The following is a 23,007-nucleotide window of genomic DNA, read 5'->3' on the forward strand; positions in this document are numbered from 1 at the left end:
CTACAGAACCGACCGCGCCGCACCCCGGTGGAACACCCCCGCGCACCGGAAGGGCGTCCTGCGCACCGGGGCTCCGGCACGGCATGATGCGTGGCGCCGACCACGGGAGGGATGCCGTGCCTGCTACACCTCGTTCCGTAGACGAGAGCTTCCTCGCCCTGCCCCTGCGCGCGCTGGCCGACGCCGCGCTCGCCCGGGCCCGGGCGCTGGGGGCCGCCCATGCCGACTTCCGGCTGGAACGCATCCGGTACGCGTCCTGGCGGCTCCGGGACGCGAAGACCGCCGGTTCCTCGGACACCACCGACCTGGGGTACGCGGTGCGGGTGGTGCACGGCGGGGCCTGGGGCTTCGCGTCCGGCGTCGACCTGACCATGGACGCGGCGGCGCGGGTCGCCGCGCAGGCCGTCGCGATGGCGAAGCTGTCGGCGAAGGTGATCGAGGCGGCGGGCTCGGAGGAGGTCGTCGAGCTGGCCGACGAGCCCGCCCATCCGGACCGCACCTGGGTGTCCTCGTACGAGCTGGACCCCTTCGACGTGCCGGACGCGGACAAGAGCGGGCTGCTGGCGGAGTGGAGCGGGCGGCTGCTGGCCGCGCCGGGCGTGACGCACGCCGACGCCTCGCTGCTCACGGTCCGGGAGAACAAGTTCTACGCCGACACCGCGGGCACCACGACCACGCAGCAGCGGGTCCGGCTGCACCCGGAGCTGACGGCCGTCGCGGTGGACGGGCGCACCGGCGAGTTCGACTCGATGCGGACGATCGCACCGCCCGTCGGCCGGGGCTGGGAGTACCTGACCGACGGCCGGTACGACTGGGACGCGGAGCTGGCGGAGATGCCGGAGCTGCTCGCGGAGAAGATGCGGGCGCCGAGCGTGCGGTCCGGGCGGTACGACCTGGTGGTGGATCCCTCCAACCTCTGGCTGACGATCCACGAGTCGATCGGGCACGCGACCGAGCTGGACCGGGCGCTGGGCTACGAAGCGGCGTACGCGGGCACCTCGTTCGCCACCTTCGACCAGCTGGGCACCTTGAAGTACGGCTCGGAGCTCATGCACGTGACGGGCGACCGGACCGCCGAGCACGGGCTGGCCACGATCGGGTACGACGACGAGGGCGTCCGGACGCAGTCCTGGGACCTGGTCAAGGACGGTGTGCTGGTCGGCTACCAGCTGGATCGCAGGATCGCGAAACTGACCGGCTTCGAACGGTCCAACGGGTGCGCGTACGCGGACTCGCCGGGCCACGTACCGGTGCAGCGGATGGCCAACGTGTCCTTGCAGCCTGCGCCCGAAGGCCCGTCCACCGAGGAGCTGATCGGGGGCGTGGAGCGCGGCATCTACGTGGTCGGCGACCGGTCGTGGTCGATCGATCAGCAGCGGTACAACTTCCAGTTCACCGGGCAGCGGTTCTTCCGGATCGAGCACGGGCGGCTGGCGGGGCAGCTGCGGGACGTGGCGTACCAGGCCACCACCACCGACTTCTGGGGCTCGATGGCCGCGGTGGGCGGCCCGCAGACGTACGTGCTGGGCGGCGCCTTCAACTGCGGCAAGGCCCAGCCGGGCCAGGTCGCCTCCGTCTCGCACGGCTGCCCCTCCGCCCTCTTCACGGACGTCAATATCCTGAACACGACCCAGGAGGCCGGTCGATGAGCACCCGTACGCCGCGGACGAACGCGCCGCACGAGGTCGTCGAGCGCGCGCTGGCCCTCTCGCGGGCCGACGGCTGTGTGGTGATCGCGGACGAGACGACCACCGCCAACCTGCGCTGGGCGGGCAACGCGCTGACCACCAATGGCGTCACCCGTGGCCGCACCCTGACGGTGATCGCCACCGTGGACGGCAAGGAGGGCACCGCCTCGGGCGTCGTGTCCCGGGCCGCGGTGACCGCCGACGACCTGGAGGCGCTGGTGCGGGCCGCCGAGGCGGCCGCCGGTGCCGCCGGGCCCGCCGACGACGCGCGGCCGCTCGTGCCGGGCGGCGCCGCCTCGCCCGGCTTCACCGAGCCGCCCGCCGAGACCTCCTCCGAGGTCTTCGCGGACTTCGCGCCCGCGCTGGGCGAGTCCTTCCGGCGGGCCCGGGACGGCGGCCGTGAGCTGTACGGGTTCGCCAGCCACGGGATGGTCTCCTCGTACGTGGGCTCCTCCACGGGGCTGCGGCTCCGGCACGACCAGCCCACCGGGACGCTGGAGCTGAACGCCAAGTCGCCCGACCGCTCCCGCTCGGCCTGGGCGGGCCGCGCCACCCGGGACTTCGGGGACGTCGACCCGCTGGCCATGGATGCCGAGCTGGCACGCCGGCTGGCCTGGGCGGAGCGGCGGATCGAGCTGCCGGCGGGCCGGTACGAGACGCTGCTGCCGCCCACCGCCGTCGCCGACCTGCTCGTGTACCAGATCTGGTCGTCCGGGGCCCGGGACGCAGCGGAGGGCCGTACGGTCTTCTCGGCGCCCGGCGGGGGCACCCGGGTCGGCGAGAAGCTCTCCGGGCTGCCGATGACGCTGCGCAGCGACCCGGGGGCAGCGGGTCTGGAGTGCGCGCCCTTCGTGCTGGCGCACAGCTCCGGGGACGACGCCTCGGTCTTCGACAACGGGCTGCCGCTGGAGCCGACGGACTGGATCCGGGACGGCGCGCTGAACCAGCTCCTCACGACCCGGCACAGTGCGGACCTGACCGGCCTGCCGGTGGCCCCGGCCGTCGACAACCTGCTGCTGGAGGCGGGCGGCAGCAAGTCCCTGGACGAGCTGGTGGCCGGTACCGAGCGGGGGCTGCTGCTGACCTGCCTGTGGTACATCCGCGAGGTCGATCCGGCGACGCTGCTGCTCACGGGGCTGACCCGGGACGGCGTGTACCTGGTGGAGGGCGGCGAGGTGGTCGGTGAGGTGAACAACTTCCGGTTCAACGAGTCGCCGGTGGACCTGCTGGGGCGGGCGACCGAGGCGGGCCGTACGGAGCGCACCCTGCCGCGCGAGTGGAGCGACTACTTCACGCGCGCCGCGATGCCCGCGCTGCGGATCCCGGACTTCAACATGAGCTCGGTGAGCCCGGGGGTGTGAGGGCGGGGGTGCCCCGCTTCACCAGGGTGCGGGCACTTGTCGTACCGCGTGGCCGGCCTGTGGATACTCGGTCGGCCACGCTGCGCACGGCGAATAGAATCGGTTCCGTCCTCCCGTTTGGGATCAACGACCGATCAGGAACGCCATGACACGCCTCGGCGAATCCGTCGCCCGCGCCAGCTCGCTGCTCTCCGCAGACCTCTCCGCAGACGCCACCGTCGCGGAGCTGCTGAAGGAGACCGGCTCGCGGCGCTATCTCGACCTGACGGACCTGCCGGCCAAGGAGCAGGCCGAGCTGATCGCCTCCCGTACGGTCGAGGTGCTGCCGGGCGTGGACCAGCTCGCCGAGCGCATCGAGGAGCGCACGGCGGCCGGCAAGGGCCTGCACATCAAGCTGGGCATCGACCCGACGGCGACCGATGTGCATCTGGGGCACGCGGTCCCCCTGATCATCCTCAGCCGCTTCCAGCGGCTCGGCCACGACGTCACGCTGATCATCGGCGACTTCACGGCCAAGATCGGCGACCCCTCGGGCCGCACGGCCGAGCGCCCGCCGCTGACCGACGAGGACATCGCGCACAACCTCGCGAGCTACCGCGAGCAGGTCCGGCCGTTCTTCGACTTCGACAAGGTCAGCTTCCGGCAGAACAGCGAGTGGCTGGCGCCGTACACCTTCCCCGAGCTGCTGAGCCTGCTCTCCAAGGTGCCGGCCTCCCAGCTGCTCCAGCGCGAGGACTTCCGTACCCGCCTCGCGTCGGGCGCGGGCCTGACCATGACGGAGATGCTGTACCCGATCGCGCAGGGCCTGGACTCGGTGGCGCTGGAGTGCGACGTGGAGCTGGGCGGCGCCGACCAGCTGCTGAACCTCCAGATGGGCCGCAAGCTCATGGAGCTCAAGGGCCAGCAGCCGCAGCTCGTGGTCACGATGCCGCTCATCGAGGGCACCGACGGCACCGGCGCGAAGATGTCCAAGTCCAAGGGCAACTACGTCGGCCTGAACGCGCCCGCCGAGGACGTCTTCGGCAAGATCATGTCGGTCCCGGACCGGCTGATGGAGCCGTACCTCAAGGCGTGGACGGAGTGGACGGACGAGGAGATCGCCCAGGCGCTGGCCCGCATCGAGGCGAAGACGCTGCACCCGATGGACCTGAAGAAGGTCCTCGCGGGTGAGGTCGTGGCCGCGCTGTACGGCATCGAGGCGGCGATGACGGCCCGTGCCGGGTTCGTCGCGCAGTTCTCCAAGAAGTCCTTCGCCGATGTCGGCACGCTGCCGTCGGTGGACCTCGCGGCGCACGGCTCGGACACGGTGGCCACGGTGCTCACCCAGGTGCTGGAGTTCACGCCGAGCGCGTCGGCGGCCCGCCGGCTGGCGAAGCAGAACGCCCTGCGGCTGGTCATCGAGGCCGAGTCGGGCCAGGAGACGGTGGTGCTGGCCGAGGCGGACGCCATCCGCCCGCTGGCCGAGGTGCTGGCGGAGAAGCTGGCCGCCACCCCCGGTACGCCGTACCTCAAGGCGGGCCGCAAGCTGGCCCAGCTCCAGGGCGACGCGTAGCCGCCGCCCTTCGGAAACAACAGTCGCCCGGGGCGCGCGGGTCTTCCCGCTCGGCGCCCCGGGCTCGGTACCGTTCCGGCGGACCTGTTCGTCAGGCCGGCCGGAACGGTTCACGACGGTGGGATCAGACCCGCTGTTGCCGGTGTGTCCTCCCGCGCACCATGGCCCACAGCCGACTGCCCACGCCGACGACGATCACCGCGCCGATCAGCTGGAGCAGGTGCCGGGTCCAGTCGATGCCCTTGGTGTCCTCGACTCCGATGCCGGTGGCCGCCCAGTTCCCCAGCACGCTGCCGAGCATGCCGAAGATCACGGTCAGCCAGAGCGGAATCGCCTGTTTCCCGGGGATGAGGGCCCTCGCGATCACGCCCAGGACCAGACCCAGAATGATGGCCCACAACCAATTCATGTCGCCTCCCAGTGGGGCGCGGTGTACAAGGCCGTGCATCGTTCAGTGTCGTACCGCCACCCGTACGGCGCACGTCGGAGCCGCCCGTACGCATGAGACCGCTGTGCGGCCGATCCGGGACATCGCGCCCCGGTCTCGAACGCTGCGCAGGCCCGGCGTAACGTGGGACAGGTCCGGCATAGGGGTTGCCCGGTATGACAACAGGTGGTGGAACGTGATGCGGAAGCAGAGCAGCGCCCAGACTTTCCGGATCACGGGAGCCCGCCAGGGGCTGACCGAGGACGTCCGTGGGCGGCAGCGACGCTACGTGATCTCGATGTCCCTGCGGACGGTGGCGGTGATTCTCACCGCCGTGCTCTGGAACGTCGAGCGGCCCGTCGCCATTATCACCCTGATCGCGGGTCTGGTGCTGCCCTACATTGCGGTAGTCATCGCCAACGCGGGCCGGGAGAACGCGACTTCACTCCCGTCGAACTTCATCGCGGCACCGTCGCGGCCTATGCTGACCGCTCGTTCGGGTGATGCACCGGCGGAACCCGCGGCGGAAGCGGGGCGGACCGAGTCCGCCGAACACCGCGGTGACCACGGCTGATCTTCCGACGGTACGCAAAGCTCAAGAAAAGCTCAGATCAATCATGTGGTTCCGGTGCACCCGGCACGGTCCCCCATGACATACTTCGTACGCGCTCCGCATCCCCCGTCGGAGCGACGGACCGACGCCGGGCGGCTCCCCCCGTGGCTGCCCGGCGTCGCCATGTCCGGGATCAGGGGCGACGTAGGGTTGAGGGTGTGAACTCCCCTGATAACGCAGTGATCTGCTCCGCCAAGGGCTGCCGTGCGGCCGCGGTGTGGGTGCTGGCCTGGAACAACCCGAAGATCCACACGCCCGACCGGCGCAAGACCTGGCTCGCGTGCGACGAGCACCGCGAGCACCTCGCCCAATTCCTCGACGTCCGCAGCTTCCTGAAGGACGTGGTCAAACTGGCGGAGTGGGAGGCCCGGCAGGAGGGCGCCGAACCGTCCGGCCCGGAGCAGGACGGGTCACCCCGGGAGGGCTGAGCCCCGCCGGAACCGTCCGGCCGCGGGCGGCCTCCGGAGTCGGACGGCCGCCCGGGTGCCGGGCACGGTCAGCCGCCGATCGCCGACATCGGCCGCTGCGGCTGCAGGAAGCTCGGGTCGTCCAGGCCCGAGCCCGCCTTCTTGCCCCACATCGCGCCCTTCCAGATCTGCGCGATCTCCTCGTCCGGCGCGTCCGAGCGGAGCGCGGCCCGCAGGTCCGTCTCCTCCGTGGCGAACAGGCAGGTGCGCACCTGGCCGTCGGCGGTCAGCCGGGTACGGTCGCAGGCCCGGCAGAAGGGGCGGGTCACCGAGGCGATGACGCCGACGCGGTGCGGGCCGCCGTCCACGAGCCACCGCTCGGCGGGCGCGGAGCCACGCTCCTCCTGGCCCTCGGGGCTCAGCTCGAAGCGGGTGCGCAGCGAGGCCAGGATGTCACCGGCGGTGATCATGCCGTCACGCTTCCAGCCGTGCTGGGCGTCGAGCGGCATCTGCTCGATGAAGCGGAGCTCGTAGTCGTTCTCCACCGCCCAGGCGAGGAGGTCGGGCGCCTCGTCGGCGTTGAGCCCCGGCATCAGGACGGAATTGACCTTGACCGGGGTGAGCCCGGCGGCGCGGGCGGCCTCCAGGCCGCGCAGCACGTCGGTGTGGCGCTTTCGGCGGGTCAGGGCCTGGAAGACGTCCGGGCGCAGGGTGTCCAGCGAGACGTTGACCCGGTCCAGGCCGGCGTCGCGCAGCGCGGCGGCGGTGCGCTCCAGGCCGATGCCGTTGGTGGTGAGGGACATCTGCGGGCGCGGCGCGAGGGCCGCGACGCGTTCGACGATCGAGACGAGGCCGGGCCGGAGCAGCGGTTCCCCGCCGGTGAACCGGACCTCTTCGATGCCGAGGCGGGTGACCGCGATGTCGATGAGCCGGACGATCTCGTCGTCCGTGAGTAGGTCGGGCTTGGCGAGCCACTGCAGGCCTTCTTCGGGCATGCAGTAGGTGCACCGCAGGTTGCACCGGTCGGTCAGCGAGACCCGCAGGTCGGTGGCTACCCGCCCGTATGTGTCGATGAGCACGAGGCCCCCTCCCCCGGTGTCGGATCAGTACGTTGTCGAGCCTACGCGATAGGTGTGACAACGAGCACGGCTCCGATGTCACGATGCGGGGCCGGCCGCGTCGTAGGGATCTACGACGCGGCCGGTTCTCCGTGGGGACGGGGTACGGGTCAGTGTGCTCCGGTGCCGGTCAGGGACCGGACCTCCAGCTCGGCGTACTTCTTCACGTCCGGCTCCTCCTTGGAGAGGAGGGATCCGAGCCAGCCGAGCAGGAAGCCCAGCGGGATGGAGATCAGGCCCGGGTTCTCCAGCGGGAAGACGGCGAAGTCGGCGCCGGGGAACATCGAGGTCTCCTTGCCGGAGACGACCGGCGAGAAGAGCACGAGCAGCACGGAGGAGATCAGACCGCCGTAGATCGACCACAGCGCTCCGGAGGTGGTGAAGCGCTTCCAGAAGAGGCTGTAGAGGATCGTCGGCAGGTTGGCGGAGGCCGCGACCGCGAAGGCCAGCGCGACCAGGCCCGCGACGTTCAGGCCGCGGGCGAAGACGCCGAGGACGATCGCGACGGCGCCGATGCCGACGGTGGCCCAGCGCGCGGCCCGCACCTCCTCCTTCTCCGACGCGTTGCCCTTCTTGATCACGTTGACGTAGAGGTCGTGCGCGAAGGACGAGGACGAGGCGAGGGTGAGGCCCGCGACCACCGCGAGGATGGTGGCGAAGGCGACCGCCGAGATCACGGCGAGCAGGATCGCGCCGCCGGTGGAGTCCGCGCCGCCGCCGATCTCCTGGGCGAGCAGGGTGGCCGCGGTGTTGCCCGCCGGGTTCGACTCGGTGATCGCCTTCGGGCCGACCAGGGCCGCGGCGCCGAAGCCGAGCGCGATGGTCATCAGGTAGAAGACGCCGATGATGCCGATGGCCCAGTTCACCGACTTACGGGCGGCCTTGGCGGTGGGCACGGTGTAGAAGCGGATGAGGATGTGCGGCAGTCCCGCGGTGCCGAGCACCAGCGCGATGCCCAGCGAGATGAAGTCGATCTTCGAGGTGGCGGTGGCGCCGTACTTCAGGCCGGGCTCCAGGAACGCCGCGCCCTTGCCGCTCTCCTCGGCGGCCTTGCCGAGCAGTTCGGAGACGTTGAAGTGGAACTTGAGCATCACCAGGAACGTGATGAGCAGGGTGCCCGCGATCAGCAGGACGGCCTTGACCATCTGCACCCAGGTGGTGCCCTTCATCCCGCCGATGGAGACGTAGAGGATCATCACGATGCCGACGAGGACGACGACGAGCATCTTGCCGGCTTCGCTGGTGATGCCGAGCAGCAGCGTGACCAGCGCGCCGGCGCCCGCCATCTGGGCCAGCAGGTAGAAGATCGAGACCACGATGGTGGAGACGCCCGCCGCGGTACGGACGGGGCGCTGCCGCATCCGGTACGCGAGCACGTCGCCCATGGTGAAGCGGCCGGAGTTGCGCAGCGGCTCGGCGACCAGCAGCAGCGCGACCAGCCACGCGACGAGGAAGCCGATGGAGTACAGGAAGCCGTCGTACCCGAAGAGGGCGATGGCGCCCGCGATGCCGAGGAAGGACGCGGCGGACATGTAGTCGCCGGAGATCGCCAGGCCGTTCTGGAAGCCGGAGAACTGCCGGCCGCCGGCGTAGAAGTCCTCGGCGCCCTTGGTCTGCCGGCCGGCCCACACGGTGATGGCCAGGGTGGCGGCGACGAAGACCGCGAAGATCGTGATGATCAGTGCGCGGTGCTGGCCGGCGCCCTCGGCGGCCAGGGCCGGGGCCCCGGCGGCGAGCTGGTACGTGAGGCTCATGCGTCACCCTCCCCGCGCGGGGCGTCGTTCTCCAGCCGGGCCTTGATCGCCTCGGCCTTGGGGTCGAGCTTCGCGGCGGCGTGCCGGGAGTACCACCAGGCGATGAGGAAGGTCGTCACGAACTGGGCGAGGCCGAAGACGAAGGCGACGTTGACGTTGCCGACGACCTTGGTGCCCATGAAGCCGCCCGCGTAGTTGCTGAGCAGCACGTACAGCAGGTACCAGAGCACGAAGGCGATGGTCAGCGGGAAGGCGAACGAGCGGTACGAGCGGCGCAGTTCGGTGAACTCCGCGCCGGACTGCACTTCGGTGAAGGGCGGCGTCGCATGGGGCGCGTCGGGCGGCGCCTCGTGGGCCTTGTGCGGCCCGTCATCGGCGGGCGGCTGGGCGGCGGTGCTCACGCGGTCTCCTGTTTCTCGCAATGTCCGGCGGCTTGCGTCCGGCGACATAAAGTCCAGATCAGTGATGCGGATCACGCATGCTAGAGGTGCGCGGGCTCCTTACGACAGAGGCGGGGGCGGAAATCCCCAGGAAATCGGGGGGTACGACCGCCACCGGCCGGGTGCCGGGTCGTTGTCCGGGTGTGACGCCTTCGCCGCCACGCCAGCCACCGGGACCGGGCCGACTGCCGTACGGCGCCGTCAAGTTGCCGTTCCCGGTCGCCGTCCCTCCTCCGGCGCCACCCCGTTCCACCAGGAACGACACCCGTGGCTGGGACGGCCGGCGCATCACGCTGCCACTGCTGAGCATCGGTGCGCTGCGCCGCCGCCGCAGTGGCTGACGGGCCCCGCACCTGCGGCAGTTGACGGGTTTTCCCCGCCGGTCGGCGGGTTTTCTTTACCGGCCATTGAACTGTCCGAGTGATCACGGATAGCTTCACTCGTCACGAACCGGCTCGCGCGCGACCTGCCCGCGAGCGGTCAGAGATGATGTGGAGTACCCATGGCACATCGGAGATCCAGACGGGTGCGCGCGCTCGGCGTACCGGTCGGACTGGCCCTCGTGGCCTCCCTCGGCTTCCTCCCGCAGGCGGCCACCGCCGCTCCTCAGGAGGCACCCCGCACCACGGCGGCGGCCGACGGCCCGCTGCTTTCGTACGTCGTCAACGCCACGCCCGGCAAGGCCTCGGCGGCCAGGGTCGGCAAGGCGATACGCGCGGCCGGCGGCACGGTGGTCGTCGCCCACGCGAAGATCGGCGTGATAGTCGCCCACTCCGCGAACCCGCAGTTCGCGGAGGCGATACGCACGGTGCGCGGCGTCCAGTCGGCCGGCGCCACCCGCACCGCCCCCCTGAAGGCCGGCGGCACCACCGACATCGGGAAGCCGCAGAAGGCCGATCTGAGCAAGGCAGCACAGCTGGCCGGCGCCAAGGCGAAGGCCGCGGGCGAGGAGCCCCTGGAGTCCCTGCAGTGGGACCTGCCGGCCATCAAGGCCGACCAGGCGGCGAAGGTGAACCCCGGCAGCAAGAAGGTCACCGTCGCGGTCATCGACACCGGCGTGGACGACACCCACCCGGACCTGAAGCCCAACTTCTCCGCCGGACAGTCCGCGAACTGCGTGGGCGGCGTGGCCGACACCACCCGCGGCTCCTGGCGCCCGTACGACCCCGCCGAGGACTACCACGGCACGCACGTCGCCGGCACGATCGCCGCGGCGCGCAACGGGGCCGGCGTGGCCGGCGTCGCGCCGGGCGTGAAGATCTCCGCCATCAAGGTCAGCGAGCCGAAGACGAGCCTGTTCTACGCCGAGAGCGTGGTCTGTGCCTTCGTGTTCGCGGCCGACCACGGCGTCGAGGTCACCAACAACAGCTACTACGTCGACCCGTGGATGTTCAACTGCAAGGACGACCCCGACCAGGGTGCGATCGTCGACGCGGTGGGCCGGGCGGCCGAGTACGCCGAGCGCAAGGGTGCGATCAACGTCGCCGCGGCCGGCAACTCCAACCTCGACCTGGCGGCGAAGGAACTCACCGACAAGTCGAGCCCGAACGACACCACCCCGGTGGAGCGGAAGATCGACCCCGCCAAGTGCTGGGACGTGCCCACCCAGCTCCCGGGCACCGTCACGGTCGCCGCGACCGGCGTGAAGAAGCTCAAGTCGTACTACTCCAACTACGGCAACGGCGTGATCGACGTGGCCGCGCCGGGCGGTGACAGCCGGCAGGTCCCCGACCTCCCGGCGAAGAACGGCAACATCCTCTCCACCATGCCGGGCGGCGACTGGGCCTACCTGGCGGGCACCTCGATGGCGACGCCCCACGTGGCGGGCGTCGCGGCGCTGGTGAAGAGCGCGCACCCGAAGAGCAGCCCGCAGGAGATCCAGTGGCTGCTGAAGAAGGACGCCGACAACCCGGGCTGTCCCCAGGGTGACGCGACGTGCACCGGTACTCAGCACGTCAACGGCCACTACGGGTACGGGATCGTGGACGCGCTGGACGCCGTCGAACAGCGCTGATCGGAGCGGCGCCGGGGCCCGTGGCAGCCGAGTCCCGGCGGCCGGGCGGTCCGTCCGTCCCTGAGGCGGGCGGACCGCGGCGGCCCTGATGTGCCGCCACCGCTGCCCTGCATGTGCTGCGCCCGCTGCCCTTCGTGTGCCGCGGGCGCAGCGTCTCAGGCCGCGTCGGCGCCCGGTACGACGGTGCGCCGCGCCTCTCCCCCCGAGGCGGCCGCGCGTGCGGCCCCCTGCGGGCCCGTGGTCCGCAGCACCCCGTCGGCCAGCAGCCACTGGGCAGCGATATAGCCGGCCATGATGCAGAACTGCGGGGCCGGCGGCTGCGGCCAGTGCGCGATGCCGCTCGCGATCAGGGTGTCGGAGCCCAGGAAGAGCAGGCCGCCGAGGAGGGCCCGGGGCCCGGCCCGCAGCGCCCCGTACGCCATCGCGGTGAGCAGCAGGCTGTACCCGGCGACCGGGCCGCGCAGATCGGCCGGCAGGCCCGGCCACAGCAGCGCCACGGTGCCGAGCCAGGCCACGGCGTACCCGGCGGCCACCGCGGCCGGCGGAATCCGGCGGCCCCACCCCGGTGCGGCGCCCCGCCGCACGAACAGCACCAGGTAGCAGACGTGCCCGGCCGCGAAGGACGCCATCCCCACGAGGAATGCGGTGTCGCCGCCCACTTGGAGGAGGGTGTCGCCGCCGCATCCGAAGAGCAGCGCGACGGCGAGCAGTACGGGGCCGCCGCGGGCGAGCACGTACGCGGCGAGGACCGGCATCAGTGCCGGCTTGGTCACCACATCCACCGTCCCGGCTCCGGCGAGCAGCGCACCGAGGTGCACGACCGTGAGCGCTCCGAAGGCGGTGAGGAGGGCGCGGGCGGCGGTCTCGCGGGTCATGCGGCGGACGCCTCGGCGTTGGTGTCCGGCACCCGGGGCGCGGCGTCGTCCCCGCCGCGTGCGGGCTGCCACCCCGGCCCCCGGAAGACGCGCCCGGCGCGCTCCCGCCAGCTTCCCGCCGCCCGTACGTCCCGGGCGATGGCCGCGTACTCGTGCGTGGCGACGCGCAGCGGGTTGAAGGTGTCGATGTTCTTCGTGAGCCCGAAGACGGGCCGTTCGGTCTCCGCGACGAACGAGCCGAACATCCGGTCCCAGACGATGAGGATGCCCCCGAAGTTGCGGTCCAGGTAGCCGCCCTGGGAGGCGTGGTGGACGCGGTGGTGCGAGGGCGTGTTGAGCACGAACTCGAAGGGACGGGGCAGCTTGTCGACCCGCTCGGTGTGCACCCAGAACTGGTAGACGAGGTTGGCCGAGGAGCAGAACGCGAGGGCCGCCGGGTGCACGCCGAGGGCGATCATCGGGAGGTAGAACGGCCAGACGGTCAAGGAGGTCCAGGGCTGGCGGAGCGCCGTGGTGAGATTGAACTTGCGGCTGGAGTGGTGGACCACGTGGCAGGCCCACAGGATGCGGATGACGTGGTGCCCGCGGTGCGACCAGTAGTAGAAGAAGTCCTGCGCGAGCAGCATCAGGGGCAGCGTCCACCACAGCACGGGGATGTGCAGCGGTGTCAGCGCGTAGACGGCGGAGTAGATCGCCACGATCGGGATCTTCCACAGCGCGTCGAAGACGAGGCTGCCGAGCCCCATGCCGACGCTGGTGGCGGCGTCCTTGGTCTCGTATCCGGCGGCGTCCTCGTCCGGGTGCAGCCGGTAGCTCACCATCTCCAGGACGGTGAGCAGGACGAAGGCCGGTATCGACCACAACACGACATCGGGCAGGTGCGGCATGCGGGCACCATAGGACGGCGTACGGGGACTCGGCTAGAGGTTGTTACCAACGAGTATTGGTCAAAGTTACCGCCGGTACGCTCAGGTCGGCCGGCGCGGCCCCCTCGGACCTCCTCGACGGCGCCGGCCCACCCGCCTCACTCGCCCATGCCGACGAACGGGAAGTCGAAGCCGGTCAGCCAGTGCCGTCCGGTCTCCCGGGCCCGCCGCCAGGAGGCCTCCACCGGCGCCTGGTTGCGCGGCTGCCCGAGGTCGTCCGGGGTGGGACCGATGCGGCGCGCGACCGGCGTGAGCTTCCGCTTGTCGAAGCCGAAGGCCTCGGCGGCGGACTCGCCCAGCATCCGGCGGGTCTCCCCCACCGGGATGTCGTGGAAGGCCCTGCGCAGCCACTCCCCCGTGTGCGGCCAGGTGCCCTCGGGGTGCGGGAAGCCGGAGCCCCAGAGGATGTTGTCCACGCCGATCTCGTAGCGCCGCGCCAGCTCGTGCCGGGAGGGCGCGGTGGCGCAGACGAAGACCTGGCGGTCGAGGTACTCGTGCGGGGAGCGCTTCAGGGCGGCGAACGGCGAGAGTTTCCGGCCGCCGTGCCCGCCGGCGTAGAGCCGGTCCATGTGCCACAGCAGGTCCGGCAGCCACCAGCAGCCGGCCCCCGCGACTCCGAAGCGCAGCCCCGGGTGGCGTTCGAAGGCACCGGACCACATCAGGAACCACAGCGGACGGGCCGGCCACCACGCCGCTTCGGAGAGCTGGATGCCGAGGTGGCCGCCGTGCTCCGGCCGGGGCGCGGTGTCCGCACGGGTGAGGACGGGCAGCGCGGTCTCGGCGGCGGCCGCCCACACCGGGTCGTACCGGCGGTCGTGGTAGGGCGCCCCGTCGCCCCACTCCGCGGGGATCAGCAGCGCGCCGAGGCCCGACTCCGCGGCCCGGTGGATCTCGTCGACCACCGCGTCCGGGTCGGCGGCGGCCGGGAGCACGGCGACGCCGCGGTGCCGCTCGGGATCGGTGGCGCAGAACTCCGCGAGCCAGCGGTTGTACGCCCGCGCGCCCGCCATGACCGCCTCCGGGTCCTGCCCGGCGGCCGGGGCCAGGCCCGCCCCGAAGGGCGGCGCGGTACCGCCGTCCGCGGTGTCCGCGTCGGGGAACACGACCTCACCGGCCACCCCGTCGCCGTCCAGCTCCTTGACGCGCTGAACGGCGTCCCAGCCGCCGCGCAGGCCCTCCTCGTTGTCCTCGTACCACTTCATGGCGGACGTGCCGTTCCGGGCACCGCACCGGTCGGCGCCGGCGCGCCGGGCGTCCCGCTGCCCGAGGTGTTCGTCGAATGCCCGGTGGTGAGCGGCCTCCAGGTAGGGCCGGTACTGCTCGGCAGGCAGCCCGGCGTGGCAGGCGGCGGAGATGATCAGGTACGGGTCGGTCGGGTCCGTCATCGCGGCTCCTCGGTCGGTCCGGAAGGAAACGTTCGAGGTGGTCCCGCACGCGCGTGTCGCGTGCATGTCGTGCCCGTGCTGCATCAGGGTTACAGCGCTCCACCGCAAGGGGTAAAGAGACGTGCACGGGTCACGGCACCGTGGCGCGATCCGTACCACCGGCCGCACCCCGGCCCGGCACCCGGATCCCGCCAACGGGCCGTGCGGAAGCGGACGTTGGGGCCCGCTCGGCAGGCGCACCCCCACAAGACGCACGTCACGAGGGGGACGGGGACGCGCGCGCCCCGCCGTCGGCCCCCGCACGACCTACGTGGGGCAGGGGACCTGACGCCCTTTCGGGGGCCGCCCGCACAGGGGGCGCACGATGTCCGAAACATCCCCAAGCGCGAATCTGCGCGCCCCCACGGGGCGGCGCTGTCAGTCCCGGCCCGTATCCTCATGGACCATGCTCGAAGACCGCACGGCAGCCGACCGCCCGCTCTCCCCGGAGATCGTGCGGCAGCCGGCCCCGCAGGAGGAACAGGCCGCCTGGCCCACCGCGTACCCCGAGGGGTACGCGGTGGTCGACGTGGAGACCACCGGCCTGGCCCGCGACGACCGGATCATCTCTGCCGCCGTGTATCAACTGGACGCCCGTGGCGAGGTCCAGGACCGCTGGTACACCCTCGTCAACCCCGAGCGCGACCCCGGCCCGGTCTGGATCCACGGCCTCACGAGCGACGTACTGGAGAGCGCCCCGCTCTTTCCGGAGATCGTCCCCGAGCTGTCCCGGCGCCTGGAGAACCGCGTCCTCGTCGCGCACAACGCGATGTTCGACTGGTCGATGATCGCCCGCGAGTACGCCCGCGCGAAGGCCCAGGCGCCGGTGCGCCAGCGGCTGTGCACGATCGCGCTCGCCAAGGAGCTGCGGCTGCCGCTGCCCAACCACAAGCTGGAGTCCCTCGCGGCGCACTACGGCGTCGTACAGGAGCACGCGCACCACGCCCTGGACGACGCCCGGGTACTCGCCGAGGCGTTCCGGCCCAGCCTCCTGCTGGCCGCCCGGGAGAACCTCCGGCTGCCGCTGCTCACCTGCCAGCCGCTGACCGAGTGGTCCGACGCGCCGCGCCCGCCCGCGCAGCGCTCCGGTTACGGCGGCGGGTACCGCCCGACGACCTGGCGCCCCTCCCGCAAGCGCCCGGCCTGCCCGTATCCGAACCCCGGGCGGTACGAACCGGCCGGCCGGCTGAAGCAGGGCATGCGGGTCGCCTTCTCCGGCGACACCTCCGTCGACCGCGAGCTGCTGGAGGACCGCGCCGTCGAGGCCGGACTGCACGTCGCGACCAGCGTCTCCCGGCTGACCAGCCTGCTGGTCACCAACGACCCGGACTCCCCGACGTCCAAGACCGCCAAGGCCCGCTCCTTCGGCACCCCGGTCATCGACGAGGCCGCCTTCATGCAGCTCCTCCAGGACGTACAGCCCGCGGACTGAGCCACGCACCGCGGGGAACCGCGCGAGCGGCCGGCACGGCGGGAGCACCGGGCGACGGCCGAAGCCCCGCGGCGGGCAGCCGCGGGCCCTGGCCACCGTCCGGGTGAAGCCGGACAACACACCCGCCCACCGCACCCCGTGTCGGAAAACCGCGCCCCACCCTGGGCGCATGGCAAGTTGCGAGGTCTGCGGAAACGACTACGGCATGACGTTCGAGGTGCACGCGCAGGGCGCGGTGCACGTCTTCGACTGCTTCTCCTGCGCCATCCACCGCATGGCGCCCATCTGCGAGCACTGCCGGTGCCAGGTCATCGGCCACGGCGTCGAGGCCGACGGCCACTGGTACTGCTGCGCCCACTGCGCCCGCGCGGAGGGGAAGGTGGGCATCGTCGACCGGGTCTGACGGCCGGGCGCCGGGCTGCCGGCGGCCCACGGCGGGACCCTGCCGTCGTGGGCGGAATCGTGACAGGTACCGTCAATACCGTGTACCGCTTCCTGTTGTCCCGGCAGTGGGTGATCCTCACCCTCATCGCCCTCGTCCTGATCCCTGTGATGATCGAGCTGGGCTTCTGGCAGCTGCACCGCCACGAGCACAAGGTCGCGCAGAACGCCCAGATCGCCAGGGCGCTGAACGCGAAGCCGGTACCGGTCACCGACCTCGCGAAGCCGGGGCGCGACCTGCCGGAGGCGGACCGCTGGCACCCGGTGAAGGCCACGGGCCGGTACGACACCGAGGGCGAGGTCGTGGTGCGGAACCGCACCGCCGCCGACGAGCAGAGCATCGGCTACTACGTCCTCACCCCGCTGCGGCTGACCGGCGGCTCCACCGTCCTGGTCAACCGCGGCTGGATCGCACCCAGCGGCGGCGCGCTCACCACCTTCCCCGACGTGCCCCCGGCGCCGAAGGGAACGGTCACCGTCACCGGACGGGCGATCCCCGACGAGACCACCGCCGAGAGCGGCATCAAGAACACCAAGGGCCTGCCCGACCGCCAGGTCATGCTGATCAACAGCAAGCAGGCGGCCGAGCGGCTGCACCGCTCTGTGCTCGGCGGCTACATCGAGCAGACCGCCCCGGAGCCCGCCGGCGGCAAGCCCGAACTGGTTCCCGAACCGGACCACGACAGCATCGGCCCGCACATGGCGTACGCCGTTCAGTGGTGGCTCTTCGCCGCCGCGGTACCGGTCGGCTGGGTGATCCTCGTACGCCGCGAACGCCGGGACCGCGCCGCGGCCGCCGCCACCGCCGACGACACCACCGCACCGGCAGAGCCCGAGCGGGCCCAGGAAACGGCCGGGTCCGCCGCCTCGGACTAGCCGGCCACCGGGCCCTGCCGGGGGCCGCGCAGGCCCGCCGGCGGCCGGTGCGCAGGACAACGGCTACTGCATAGCCCCCGCCCGCTCCGGGCAGTCGTGACAGCGTGCACCCACCTATCGAGGACTACGCGCTCATCGGAGACCTGCAGACCGCCGGGCTCATCGGCCGCGACGGCTCCATCGACTGGCTGTGCCTGCCCCGCTTCGACTCGGCGGCCTGCTTCGCCGCGCTGCTGGGCAACCGGGACAACGGCCACTGGCGGCTCGCGCCCGCCGACCACGAGGCCCGTGCGGAGCGCTCGTACCGGGGCGACTCACTCGTGCTGGACACCGAGTGGACCACCGGCACCGGCCGCGTCCGGGTCACCGACTTCATGCCGCAGCGGGACCGCGCGCCCGACGTCGTCCGCATCGTCGAGGGCCTGGAGGGCAGCGTCGAGATGCGGGGCGTGCTGCGGCTGCGCTTCGACTACGGACGCGTCGTCCCCTGGGTACGGCACGTCGAGGACTGCCGGGTGGCCGTCGCCGGGCCCGACTCCGTCTGGCTGCACGCCGAGCCGGCCGTGACGACGTACGGCCAGGGCTTCAGCACCCGCTCGGACTTCACCGTCGAGGCCGGCGAGAAGGTCGCCTTCATCCTCACCTGGCACCCCTCCCACCGGCCCCGCCCCCGCTGCATCGACCCGTACGAGGCGCTCCAGTGCACGCTGGACGACTGGAAGCAGTGGGCGGCGCGCTGCACGTACGAGGGGCCGCACCGGGACGCCGTCGTCCGCTCCCTGATCACGCTGAAGGCGCTGACGTACGCGCCCACCGGCGGCATCGTCGCGGCGCCCACCACCTCCCTGCCCGAGGAGATCGGCGGCGTCCGCAACTGGGACTACCGCTACTGCTGGCTGCGCGACGCCACCCTCACCCTCAACGCCCTGCTCTCCGCCGGGTACACCGAGGAGGCCGCGGCCTGGCGCGACTGGCTGCTGCGCGCGGTGGCCGGCTCCCCCGCCGACCTGCAGATCATGTACGGCCTGGCGGGCGAGCGCCGGCTCCCGGAGGCGGAGCTGCCCTGGCTGGAGGGGTACTCCGGCTCCACGCCCGTACGCATCGGCAACGCCGCCGTCGACCAGCTCCAGCTCGACGTCTACGGCGAGGTCCTGGACTCCCTGTTCCTCGCCCGCCACGCGGGCCTGGAGGACAAGCCGCACGCCTGGAACATCCAGTGCGCCCTGCTCGCCTTCCTCCAGAAGAACTGGCGGGAGCCGGACGAGGGCCTGTGGGAGGTACGCGGCCCGCGCCGGCACTTCGTGCACTCCAAGGTCATGGCCTGGGCCGCCGCCGACCGCGCCATCCGCACCGCCGAGGCGCACCCCCGCCTGAAGGCGGACCTGGACGCCTGGCGCGAGATGCGGGACGAGGTGCACCGGGAGGTGTGCGAGAAGGGGTACGACCCGGAGCGCGGCACGTTCACCCAGTACTACGGCTCCGAGGAGCTGGACGCCGCGACGCTCCTCATCCCGCGCGTCGGCTTCCTGCCGGGCGACGACCCGCGCGTCATCGGCACGGTCGACGCGGTCCGCCGCGAGCTGACGCTCCCCCATGGCCCCAAGGGCATGGGAGGTGGCCCCACCGGACTCGTGCGCCGCTACAGCGCCCGGCACGGCGACGGTGAGCACGCGACCGACGGGCTGCCGGGTGAGGAGGGCGCCTTCCTGGTGTGCTCCTTCTGGCTCGCCGACGCGCTGTACCTCACCGGGCGGCAGAAGGAGGCCCGCGAGCTGTTCGACCGGCTGCTGGACCTCCGTACCGACCTCGGGCTGCTGGCCGAGGAGTTCGACCCGGTCAGCGGCTGCCAGCTCGGCAATTTCCCGCAGGCGTTCAGCCATGTCGGCCTGATCGGTACCGCCTTCACCATGGCGGGCAGGCCCAAGGCAGACTGACCCCATGGATCTTGGACTCACCGACCGGACGTACATCGTCACCGGAGCCACCCGCGGCCTGGGCCACGCCACCGCGAGTGCGCTCGTCGCCGACGGCGCGAACGTCGTGATCACCGGCCGTACGGACGAGGCCGCCGCCGCGGCCGCGGAGAAGCTGGGGCCGCGCGCCCTGGGCGTCGGCGCGGACAACGCCGACCCGGCGACCGCGCAGCGCCTGGTGGACGCGGCCCGCGACCGCTTCGGCGGCCTGGACGGCATCCTCATCAGCGTCGGCGGGCCGCCGCCCGGCAGCGGCGCCACGGGGGACTCGGCCAACACCGACGAGCAGTGGCAGGCCGCCTTCGAATCCGTCTTCCTGGGCGCGGTCCGGCTGGCCCGTACGGCGGCCGGGGCGCTCGGCGAGGGCGGCGTGATCGGCTTCGTGCTCTCCGGCTCCGTGCACGAGCCGATTCCCGGCCTCACCATCTCCAACGGCCTCCGCCCCGGCCTGGCCGGCTTCGCCAAGTCGCTCTCCGTCGAGCTGGGCCCGAAGGGCATCCGGGTCGTCGGCGTGCTGCCCGGCCGCATCGCGACCGACCGCATGACGCAGCTGGACGAGCTGTCGGGCGACGCGGAGGCCTCGCGGACCCGCAACTCCGCCTCGATTCCGCTGCGCCGCTACGGCTCGCCGGAGGAGTTCGGCCGCACCGCGGCCTTCCTGCTCTCCCCGGCGGCGTCCTACGTCACCGGCGTCATGGTGCCCGTCGACGGCGGCGCGCGGCACGGCTTCTGACCGTCCCGCGTCTGCCGGCCGTCCTCGCCCGGCCCGCAGGCGCCGTGCCGCAGGCCCGGGAGTGCCGCCGGACCGGCCGCACTCCCGGGCCTGCGCCGACGCTCAGGTGACCCGTTCGGCGCGGTGCCGTACGGCGCGCAGCCGCACCTCGGCCGGGAGTTCCGCCAGGCCGGTCGCCTCGCGGGCCCCGGCCACCGCCCGGGTGCCCAGCAGCTGCACGGCGCAGGCCGGGTCCGCGTGCGGCTCCAGCAGCAGGCGGACCCGTACGTGCGGCTCGCGGCGCCGGCCGGCCAGCCGCACGACGGCGCGGTGCACCCCGTCCGCGCTCTCCGCCTCGGCGGCGAGGACGTCCTCCAGGGCGCGCCCGCGCAGCAGCGCCCCCTCGCCGTCCCCGGTGTCGACGAGGACCTCCCGCAGCCGGCGGTTGCGGAACTGGACCAGCAGCCACCACAGGGCCAGCAGCACCAGCACGGCCAGCGCGGCGAGCACGGCCGGCCACCACCAGCCCTCACCCGTCCAGCGCGTCCGGTCCGGCGCCCGGAGCAGGACGTCACCGGGCGCGTCCCACGGCCAGCCCTCCGGCAGCCCCGCGTGCCACTTCTCCGGCAGCGCGAGGCCGGCGAAGAGCACCGTCCCGCCGGTCCCCAGCAGCACCAGTCCGGTCAGCCCGAGCAGCACCCGGTTGACGGTCCGCCGTACTTGACGCATCGCCACCGCTCACCTCTTCCCGGCGCGGCGTACGTGGACGGACATGCCCGGCGTGCGGGCGAGGCCGAGCCGCTCCAGGCCCTCGGCGAGCGCGGCGTCCACGTCGCCGCGCACCTCGTCCAGCTCACGGAAGTGCGCGACCGCGCGCGCCGTGACCTTGCGCCGGGACATCGTGATCCGTACGGCCTGCACGCCCGGCACCTCCATCACCCGGTCGCGCAGCACCAGCGCCGCGGCCGAGCGGTCCAGGCCCGCGCGGACCGTGGGCGTCGCGGGCCGCATCGGCAGGACGCCGCGCAGTCCGGGCGTCACCGCGAGCACGAGCAGCCAGAGTCCCAGGGCCATGGCGAGCGCGGCGGCGGCCAGCACCCAGGTGTTCTCCAGGGGGCGGCTCGCCAGCTCGTCGGCCAGCCGCCGGCGCCAGGCCATCGCGGGCTGTCCGGAACGTACGGCGGCCACGTCGTAGAGGAACAGTGCGGCCACGGCGAGCACCACCAGCGCCACCAGTCCGGCCGGCAGCCGCCGGGCCGACCAGAAGCGCCCCGCCCGGCCGCCGCCGGCGGAGGTGTACGCGGCGGCGGAGGCCGACTGCTCGGGGCCGTCGGGGCCCCGCTCCGTCTTCTCCAGCGTCGGGAGACGTCGCGTCGTGTCCGGTTCGCTCATGTCCCGCGTCCCGTCGCCCGGGTCACCGTACGTGTCATCGCACTCTCCCCTGCCCGGCCCGCTTCAGATGCGGCGAGTGCAGGCGGGTCACCTGGATCGCCACCTCGGGCACCGTCATGCCCGCCAACGCCCATACCCGTTCGGTCACCCGCCGACGCACGGCGCCGCACTGCGCGCCGATGTCGCCGGGGTAGCCGAGCTCGACGGTGACCCGTACGCGGGCCTCGCCGAAGGTGTCCTGGGTGTTGTGCCGCCGTACGACGACGGTGGCGTCGGCGTCACCGGAACGGACGTCACGCGAACGGGGGCCGCGGGCGGCCGACCCGTCTCCGGGGGCCGCGTCGTGGGGCGCCCGGTCCTCGCGCGCCGGGGCGTCACCGGCGTCCGCGGCGTCGCGGTCCGGCGCGCCGGGGGACGTACGGCCGGCGGCGTGCGCGCCGCTGCCGTTCGCCGGCACGCCCTCCGGGCCGTGCCGCAGCGCCTCCCGTGCGGCCTGCGCCGCGATCTTGGCGACCACCCGGTCGGCGATCCGCGTCGCGCCGCGCTGCCCCGCCTCGACGACGGGCTCCGGAAGCTGTCCGGCCACGCCTCACCGCCGCCGGGCGCCGCGGTCACGGACTCCCGGCCGCCGGAAGAACTCGCCGGGCTCCAGGTCGCCGTCCAGGAACCGGCCGGCCACGAACCCGACCGCGCCCAGCGCGGCCACCAGCAAGAAGGCCCCGAATCCGCCGAAGTACCCGGCGAAGCCCAGTGCCATGCCGGCCAACAGACCGGCCACGGCCATGCTCATCGTGCACTCCCTCGCTGCCACCCCGGGCGGGATGGCTGACCTGCCGGAACAGTGCCGGAACCCGGCCGCCGGCATCCTTACCGTCCGGCCGGCCGGGCCGACCGACGGCTCGAACCGCTACTGGAGCCGGGACTCCGTTTCCTCTTCCTCTTCCTCGTCCGGCAGCTTCACGTCGCTGACCGCGATGTTGACCTCGACGACCTCCAGGCCCGTCATCCGCTCGACCGCCGCGATGACGTTCTCCCGTACCGCCCTGGCCACCTCCGCGATCGCCACGCCGTACTCGACGACGATCTCCAGGTCCAGAGCCGTCTGTACCTCGCCGACCTCGGCCTTGACGCCGCGCGTGACGGACTTGCCACCGGGCACCCGGTCGCGCACCGCGCCGAACGTGCGGGACAGGCCGCTGCCCATGGCGTGGACGCCCATGACGTCCCGGGCGGCCATTCCGGCGATCTTCTCGACGACGCCGTCCGCGATGGTCGTGCGTCCCCGGGTCGCCGGGTCACCGCCGCCGCGCTCGGAGCCGAGGGTCTTCCGGGCGGCGCCCTCGCCTTGCGGCCGGCCGCCCTGTGCGGTGTCGCTCATCGCATCGTCCCTTTCCTCGAGGAGGAGCGGGCACACCTGGCATGCGCTCCGGGGCCCACATTAGGCGTGGTCGGCACGGACCGCCGCCGGGATGCCACCGGGATACGCCGACTGGACGGGTCGGGGGCGTAAGAACGGCGCGGAGCAGTCGCACGTGTGCCCGGGTCGCGCCTCAGCACGCCCCGGGCACATGGAGGTACGCGG

General features: G+C 72.6%; 23 protein-coding genes. 11 read left to right on the forward strand and 12 right to left on the reverse strand.

Annotated features, from left to right (window positions below; translation table 11 throughout):
* The first annotated feature begins 86 nt into the window (after positions 1 to 86).
* The 3 genes from ACZ6WH_RS09445 to tyrS all read left to right on the forward strand — a co-directional run bounded on the left by ACZ6WH_RS09445 (position 87) and on the right by tyrS (position 4,601).
* Positions 87 to 1,649 (forward strand): TldD/PmbA family protein, encoded by a 1,563-nt coding sequence (locus ACZ6WH_RS09445; RefSeq protein WP_432864221.1) that lies wholly within the window; start codon positions 87 to 89, stop codon positions 1,647 to 1,649.
* Complete coding sequence (locus ACZ6WH_RS09450) at positions 1,646 to 3,049, forward strand: metallopeptidase TldD-related protein (RefSeq protein ID WP_432852586.1); 1,404 nt, start codon at positions 1,646 to 1,648, stop codon at positions 3,047 to 3,049. Before ACZ6WH_RS09445 ends, ACZ6WH_RS09450 begins: the two co-directional genes overlap by 4 nt.
* 145 nt (positions 3,050 to 3,194) lie before the next feature.
* On the forward strand, positions 3,195 to 4,601 hold the full coding sequence (gene tyrS, locus ACZ6WH_RS09455; RefSeq protein WP_469727255.1) for a tyrosine--tRNA ligase: 1,407 nt from the start codon (positions 3,195 to 3,197) through the stop codon (positions 4,599 to 4,601).
* Between the two features lie 124 nt (positions 4,602 to 4,725).
* On the opposite strand, the gene ACZ6WH_RS09460 is transcribed toward tyrS, so the two are convergent.
* Positions 4,726 to 5,010 (reverse strand): GlsB/YeaQ/YmgE family stress response membrane protein, encoded by a 285-nt coding sequence (locus ACZ6WH_RS09460; protein WP_030618968.1) that lies wholly within the window; start codon positions 5,008 to 5,010, stop codon positions 4,726 to 4,728.
* A 217-nt stretch (positions 5,011 to 5,227) separates the two neighbouring features.
* Here ACZ6WH_RS09460 and ACZ6WH_RS09465 point away from each other — a divergent pair, with 217 nt between their 5' ends.
* Complete coding sequence (locus tag ACZ6WH_RS09465; protein ID WP_469727257.1) at positions 5,228 to 5,602, forward strand: DUF3099 domain-containing protein; 375 nt, start codon at positions 5,228 to 5,230, stop codon at positions 5,600 to 5,602.
* 197 nt (positions 5,603 to 5,799) lie between these two features.
* A complete protein-coding gene (locus ACZ6WH_RS09470) occupies positions 5,800 to 6,069 on the forward strand; it encodes a hypothetical protein (RefSeq protein WP_432852594.1) in 270 nt (89 codons plus the stop codon).
* A 68-nt stretch (positions 6,070 to 6,137) separates the two neighbouring features.
* On the opposite strand, the gene moaA is transcribed toward ACZ6WH_RS09470, so the two are convergent.
* From moaA to ACZ6WH_RS09485, 3 genes are all read right to left on the reverse strand, one after another.
* On the reverse strand, positions 6,138 to 7,127 hold the full coding sequence (gene moaA, locus ACZ6WH_RS09475) for a GTP 3',8-cyclase MoaA (RefSeq protein WP_469727259.1): 990 nt from the start codon (positions 7,125 to 7,127) through the stop codon (positions 6,138 to 6,140).
* A gap of 149 nt (positions 7,128 to 7,276) precedes the next feature.
* Positions 7,277 to 8,920, reverse strand: a complete 1,644-nt coding sequence (locus ACZ6WH_RS09480) for a solute symporter family protein (protein WP_469727260.1) — start codon at positions 8,918 to 8,920, stop codon at positions 7,277 to 7,279.
* Positions 8,917 to 9,321, reverse strand: coding sequence for a DUF485 domain-containing protein (locus tag ACZ6WH_RS09485; protein WP_469727262.1), 405 nt, complete (start codon positions 9,319 to 9,321; stop codon positions 8,917 to 8,919). The genes ACZ6WH_RS09480 and ACZ6WH_RS09485 overlap by 4 nt, the downstream gene beginning before the upstream one ends.
* Positions 9,322 to 9,862: 541 nt before the next feature.
* Here ACZ6WH_RS09485 and ACZ6WH_RS09490 point away from each other — a divergent pair.
* Positions 9,863 to 11,374, forward strand: a complete 1,512-nt coding sequence (locus ACZ6WH_RS09490; RefSeq protein ID WP_469727263.1) for a S8 family serine peptidase — start codon at positions 9,863 to 9,865, stop codon at positions 11,372 to 11,374.
* 155 nt (positions 11,375 to 11,529) lie between these two features.
* Here the strand turns inward: ACZ6WH_RS09490 and ACZ6WH_RS09495 are convergent, their stop codons facing one another.
* From ACZ6WH_RS09495 to ACZ6WH_RS09505, 3 genes are all read right to left on the reverse strand, one after another.
* Complete coding sequence (locus ACZ6WH_RS09495; RefSeq protein WP_469727265.1) at positions 11,530 to 12,249, reverse strand: lysoplasmalogenase; 720 nt, start codon at positions 12,247 to 12,249, stop codon at positions 11,530 to 11,532.
* Positions 12,246 to 13,136, reverse strand: a complete 891-nt coding sequence (locus ACZ6WH_RS09500; protein WP_469727266.1) for a sterol desaturase family protein — start codon at positions 13,134 to 13,136, stop codon at positions 12,246 to 12,248. The genes ACZ6WH_RS09495 and ACZ6WH_RS09500 overlap by 4 nt, the downstream gene beginning before the upstream one ends.
* A 137-nt stretch (positions 13,137 to 13,273) precedes the next feature.
* Positions 13,274 to 14,560, reverse strand: a complete 1,287-nt coding sequence (locus ACZ6WH_RS09505; protein WP_469727268.1) for an amidohydrolase family protein — start codon at positions 14,558 to 14,560, stop codon at positions 13,274 to 13,276.
* A 445-nt stretch (positions 14,561 to 15,005) separates the two neighbouring features.
* Here ACZ6WH_RS09505 and ACZ6WH_RS09510 point away from each other — a divergent pair, with 445 nt between their 5' ends.
* The 5 genes from ACZ6WH_RS09510 (at position 15,006) to ACZ6WH_RS09530 (ending at position 20,054) form a co-directional block, all read left to right on the forward strand.
* Positions 15,006 to 16,031 carry a DEDDh family exonuclease gene (locus ACZ6WH_RS09510; protein ID WP_469727270.1) on the forward strand — a complete coding sequence of 342 codons (1,026 nt, stop codon included), beginning with the start codon at positions 15,006 to 15,008 and terminating at the stop codon, positions 16,029 to 16,031.
* A 169-nt stretch (positions 16,032 to 16,200) separates the two neighbouring features.
* Positions 16,201 to 16,434, forward strand: coding sequence for a hypothetical protein (locus ACZ6WH_RS09515; protein WP_399707715.1), 234 nt, complete (start codon positions 16,201 to 16,203; stop codon positions 16,432 to 16,434).
* Between the two features lie 80 nt (positions 16,435 to 16,514).
* Positions 16,515 to 17,348, forward strand: coding sequence for an SURF1 family cytochrome oxidase biogenesis protein (locus ACZ6WH_RS09520; RefSeq protein ID WP_469727271.1), 834 nt, complete (start codon positions 16,515 to 16,517; stop codon positions 17,346 to 17,348).
* Positions 17,349 to 17,452: 104 nt separating this feature from the next.
* Complete coding sequence (locus tag ACZ6WH_RS09525) at positions 17,453 to 19,282, forward strand: glycoside hydrolase family 15 protein (protein ID WP_469727273.1); 1,830 nt, start codon at positions 17,453 to 17,455, stop codon at positions 19,280 to 19,282.
* Positions 19,283 to 19,286: 4 nt separating this feature from the next.
* The gene (locus ACZ6WH_RS09530; RefSeq protein WP_469727275.1) at positions 19,287 to 20,054 is read left to right on the forward strand and encodes an SDR family oxidoreductase; all 768 of its coding nucleotides are present in this window, start codon (positions 19,287 to 19,289) and stop codon (positions 20,052 to 20,054) included.
* 102 nt (positions 20,055 to 20,156) lie between these two features.
* On the opposite strand, the gene amaP is transcribed toward ACZ6WH_RS09530, so the two are convergent.
* The 5 genes from amaP to ACZ6WH_RS09555 all read right to left on the reverse strand — a co-directional run bounded on the left by amaP (position 20,157) and on the right by ACZ6WH_RS09555 (position 22,803).
* Complete coding sequence (gene amaP, locus ACZ6WH_RS09535; RefSeq protein ID WP_469727987.1) at positions 20,157 to 20,762, reverse strand: alkaline shock response membrane anchor protein AmaP; 606 nt, start codon at positions 20,760 to 20,762, stop codon at positions 20,157 to 20,159.
* Between the two features lie 9 nt (positions 20,763 to 20,771).
* A complete protein-coding gene (locus ACZ6WH_RS09540; RefSeq protein WP_469727277.1) occupies positions 20,772 to 21,425 on the reverse strand; it encodes a DUF6286 domain-containing protein in 654 nt (217 codons plus the stop codon).
* Between the two features lie 34 nt (positions 21,426 to 21,459).
* Positions 21,460 to 22,011 carry an Asp23/Gls24 family envelope stress response protein gene (locus ACZ6WH_RS09545; protein ID WP_469727278.1) on the reverse strand — a complete coding sequence of 184 codons (552 nt, stop codon included), beginning with the start codon at positions 22,009 to 22,011 and terminating at the stop codon, positions 21,460 to 21,462.
* Between the two features lie 3 nt (positions 22,012 to 22,014).
* The gene (locus ACZ6WH_RS09550) at positions 22,015 to 22,215 is read right to left on the reverse strand and encodes a hypothetical protein (RefSeq protein WP_469727280.1); all 201 of its coding nucleotides are present in this window, start codon (positions 22,213 to 22,215) and stop codon (positions 22,015 to 22,017) included.
* Between the two features lie 117 nt (positions 22,216 to 22,332).
* Positions 22,333 to 22,803 carry an Asp23/Gls24 family envelope stress response protein gene (locus ACZ6WH_RS09555; protein WP_432852632.1) on the reverse strand — a complete coding sequence of 157 codons (471 nt, stop codon included), beginning with the start codon at positions 22,801 to 22,803 and terminating at the stop codon, positions 22,333 to 22,335.
* Positions 22,804 to 23,007 lie beyond the last annotated feature (204 nt).

It is taken from the genome of Streptomyces sp. NPDC050806, assembly GCF_055586425.1.

Excerpts from the sequence above, each read along its gene's own strand:
- tyrS (WP_469727255.1), top strand. The coding sequence starts at position 3,195 with ATGACACGCCTCGGCGAATCCGTCGCCCGCGCCAGCTCGCTGCTCTCC.
- ACZ6WH_RS09510 (WP_469727270.1), top strand. The coding sequence starts at position 15,006 with ATGCTCGAAGACCGCACGGCAGCCGACCGCCCGCTCTCCCCGGAGATC.
- ACZ6WH_RS09540 (WP_469727277.1), bottom strand. The coding sequence starts at position 21,425 with ATGAGCGAACCGGACACGACGCGACGTCTCCCGACGCTGGAGAAGACG.
- ACZ6WH_RS09450 (WP_432852586.1), top strand. The coding sequence starts at position 1,646 with ATGAGCACCCGTACGCCGCGGACGAACGCGCCGCACGAGGTCGTCGAG.
- ACZ6WH_RS09480 (WP_469727260.1), bottom strand. The coding sequence starts at position 8,920 with ATGAGCCTCACGTACCAGCTCGCCGCCGGGGCCCCGGCCCTGGCCGCC.
- ACZ6WH_RS09515 (WP_399707715.1), top strand. The coding sequence starts at position 16,201 with ATGGCAAGTTGCGAGGTCTGCGGAAACGACTACGGCATGACGTTCGAG.
- amaP (WP_469727987.1), bottom strand. The coding sequence starts at position 20,762 with ATGCGTCAAGTACGGCGGACCGTCAACCGGGTGCTGCTCGGGCTGACC.
- ACZ6WH_RS09465 (WP_469727257.1), top strand. The coding sequence starts at position 5,228 with ATGCGGAAGCAGAGCAGCGCCCAGACTTTCCGGATCACGGGAGCCCGC.
- ACZ6WH_RS09495 (WP_469727265.1), bottom strand. The coding sequence starts at position 12,249 with ATGACCCGCGAGACCGCCGCCCGCGCCCTCCTCACCGCCTTCGGAGCG.
- ACZ6WH_RS09490 (WP_469727263.1), top strand. The coding sequence starts at position 9,863 with ATGGCACATCGGAGATCCAGACGGGTGCGCGCGCTCGGCGTACCGGTC.
- ACZ6WH_RS09550 (WP_469727280.1), bottom strand. The coding sequence starts at position 22,215 with ATGAGCATGGCCGTGGCCGGTCTGTTGGCCGGCATGGCACTGGGCTTC.
- ACZ6WH_RS09500 (WP_469727266.1), bottom strand. The coding sequence starts at position 13,136 with ATGCCGCACCTGCCCGATGTCGTGTTGTGGTCGATACCGGCCTTCGTC.
- ACZ6WH_RS09445 (WP_432864221.1), top strand. The coding sequence starts at position 87 with ATGCGTGGCGCCGACCACGGGAGGGATGCCGTGCCTGCTACACCTCGT.
- ACZ6WH_RS09555 (WP_432852632.1), bottom strand. The coding sequence starts at position 22,803 with ATGAGCGACACCGCACAGGGCGGCCGGCCGCAAGGCGAGGGCGCCGCC.
- ACZ6WH_RS09530 (WP_469727275.1), top strand. The coding sequence starts at position 19,287 with ATGGATCTTGGACTCACCGACCGGACGTACATCGTCACCGGAGCCACC.
- ACZ6WH_RS09460 (WP_030618968.1), bottom strand. The coding sequence starts at position 5,010 with ATGAATTGGTTGTGGGCCATCATTCTGGGTCTGGTCCTGGGCGTGATC.
- ACZ6WH_RS09505 (WP_469727268.1), bottom strand. The coding sequence starts at position 14,560 with ATGACGGACCCGACCGACCCGTACCTGATCATCTCCGCCGCCTGCCAC.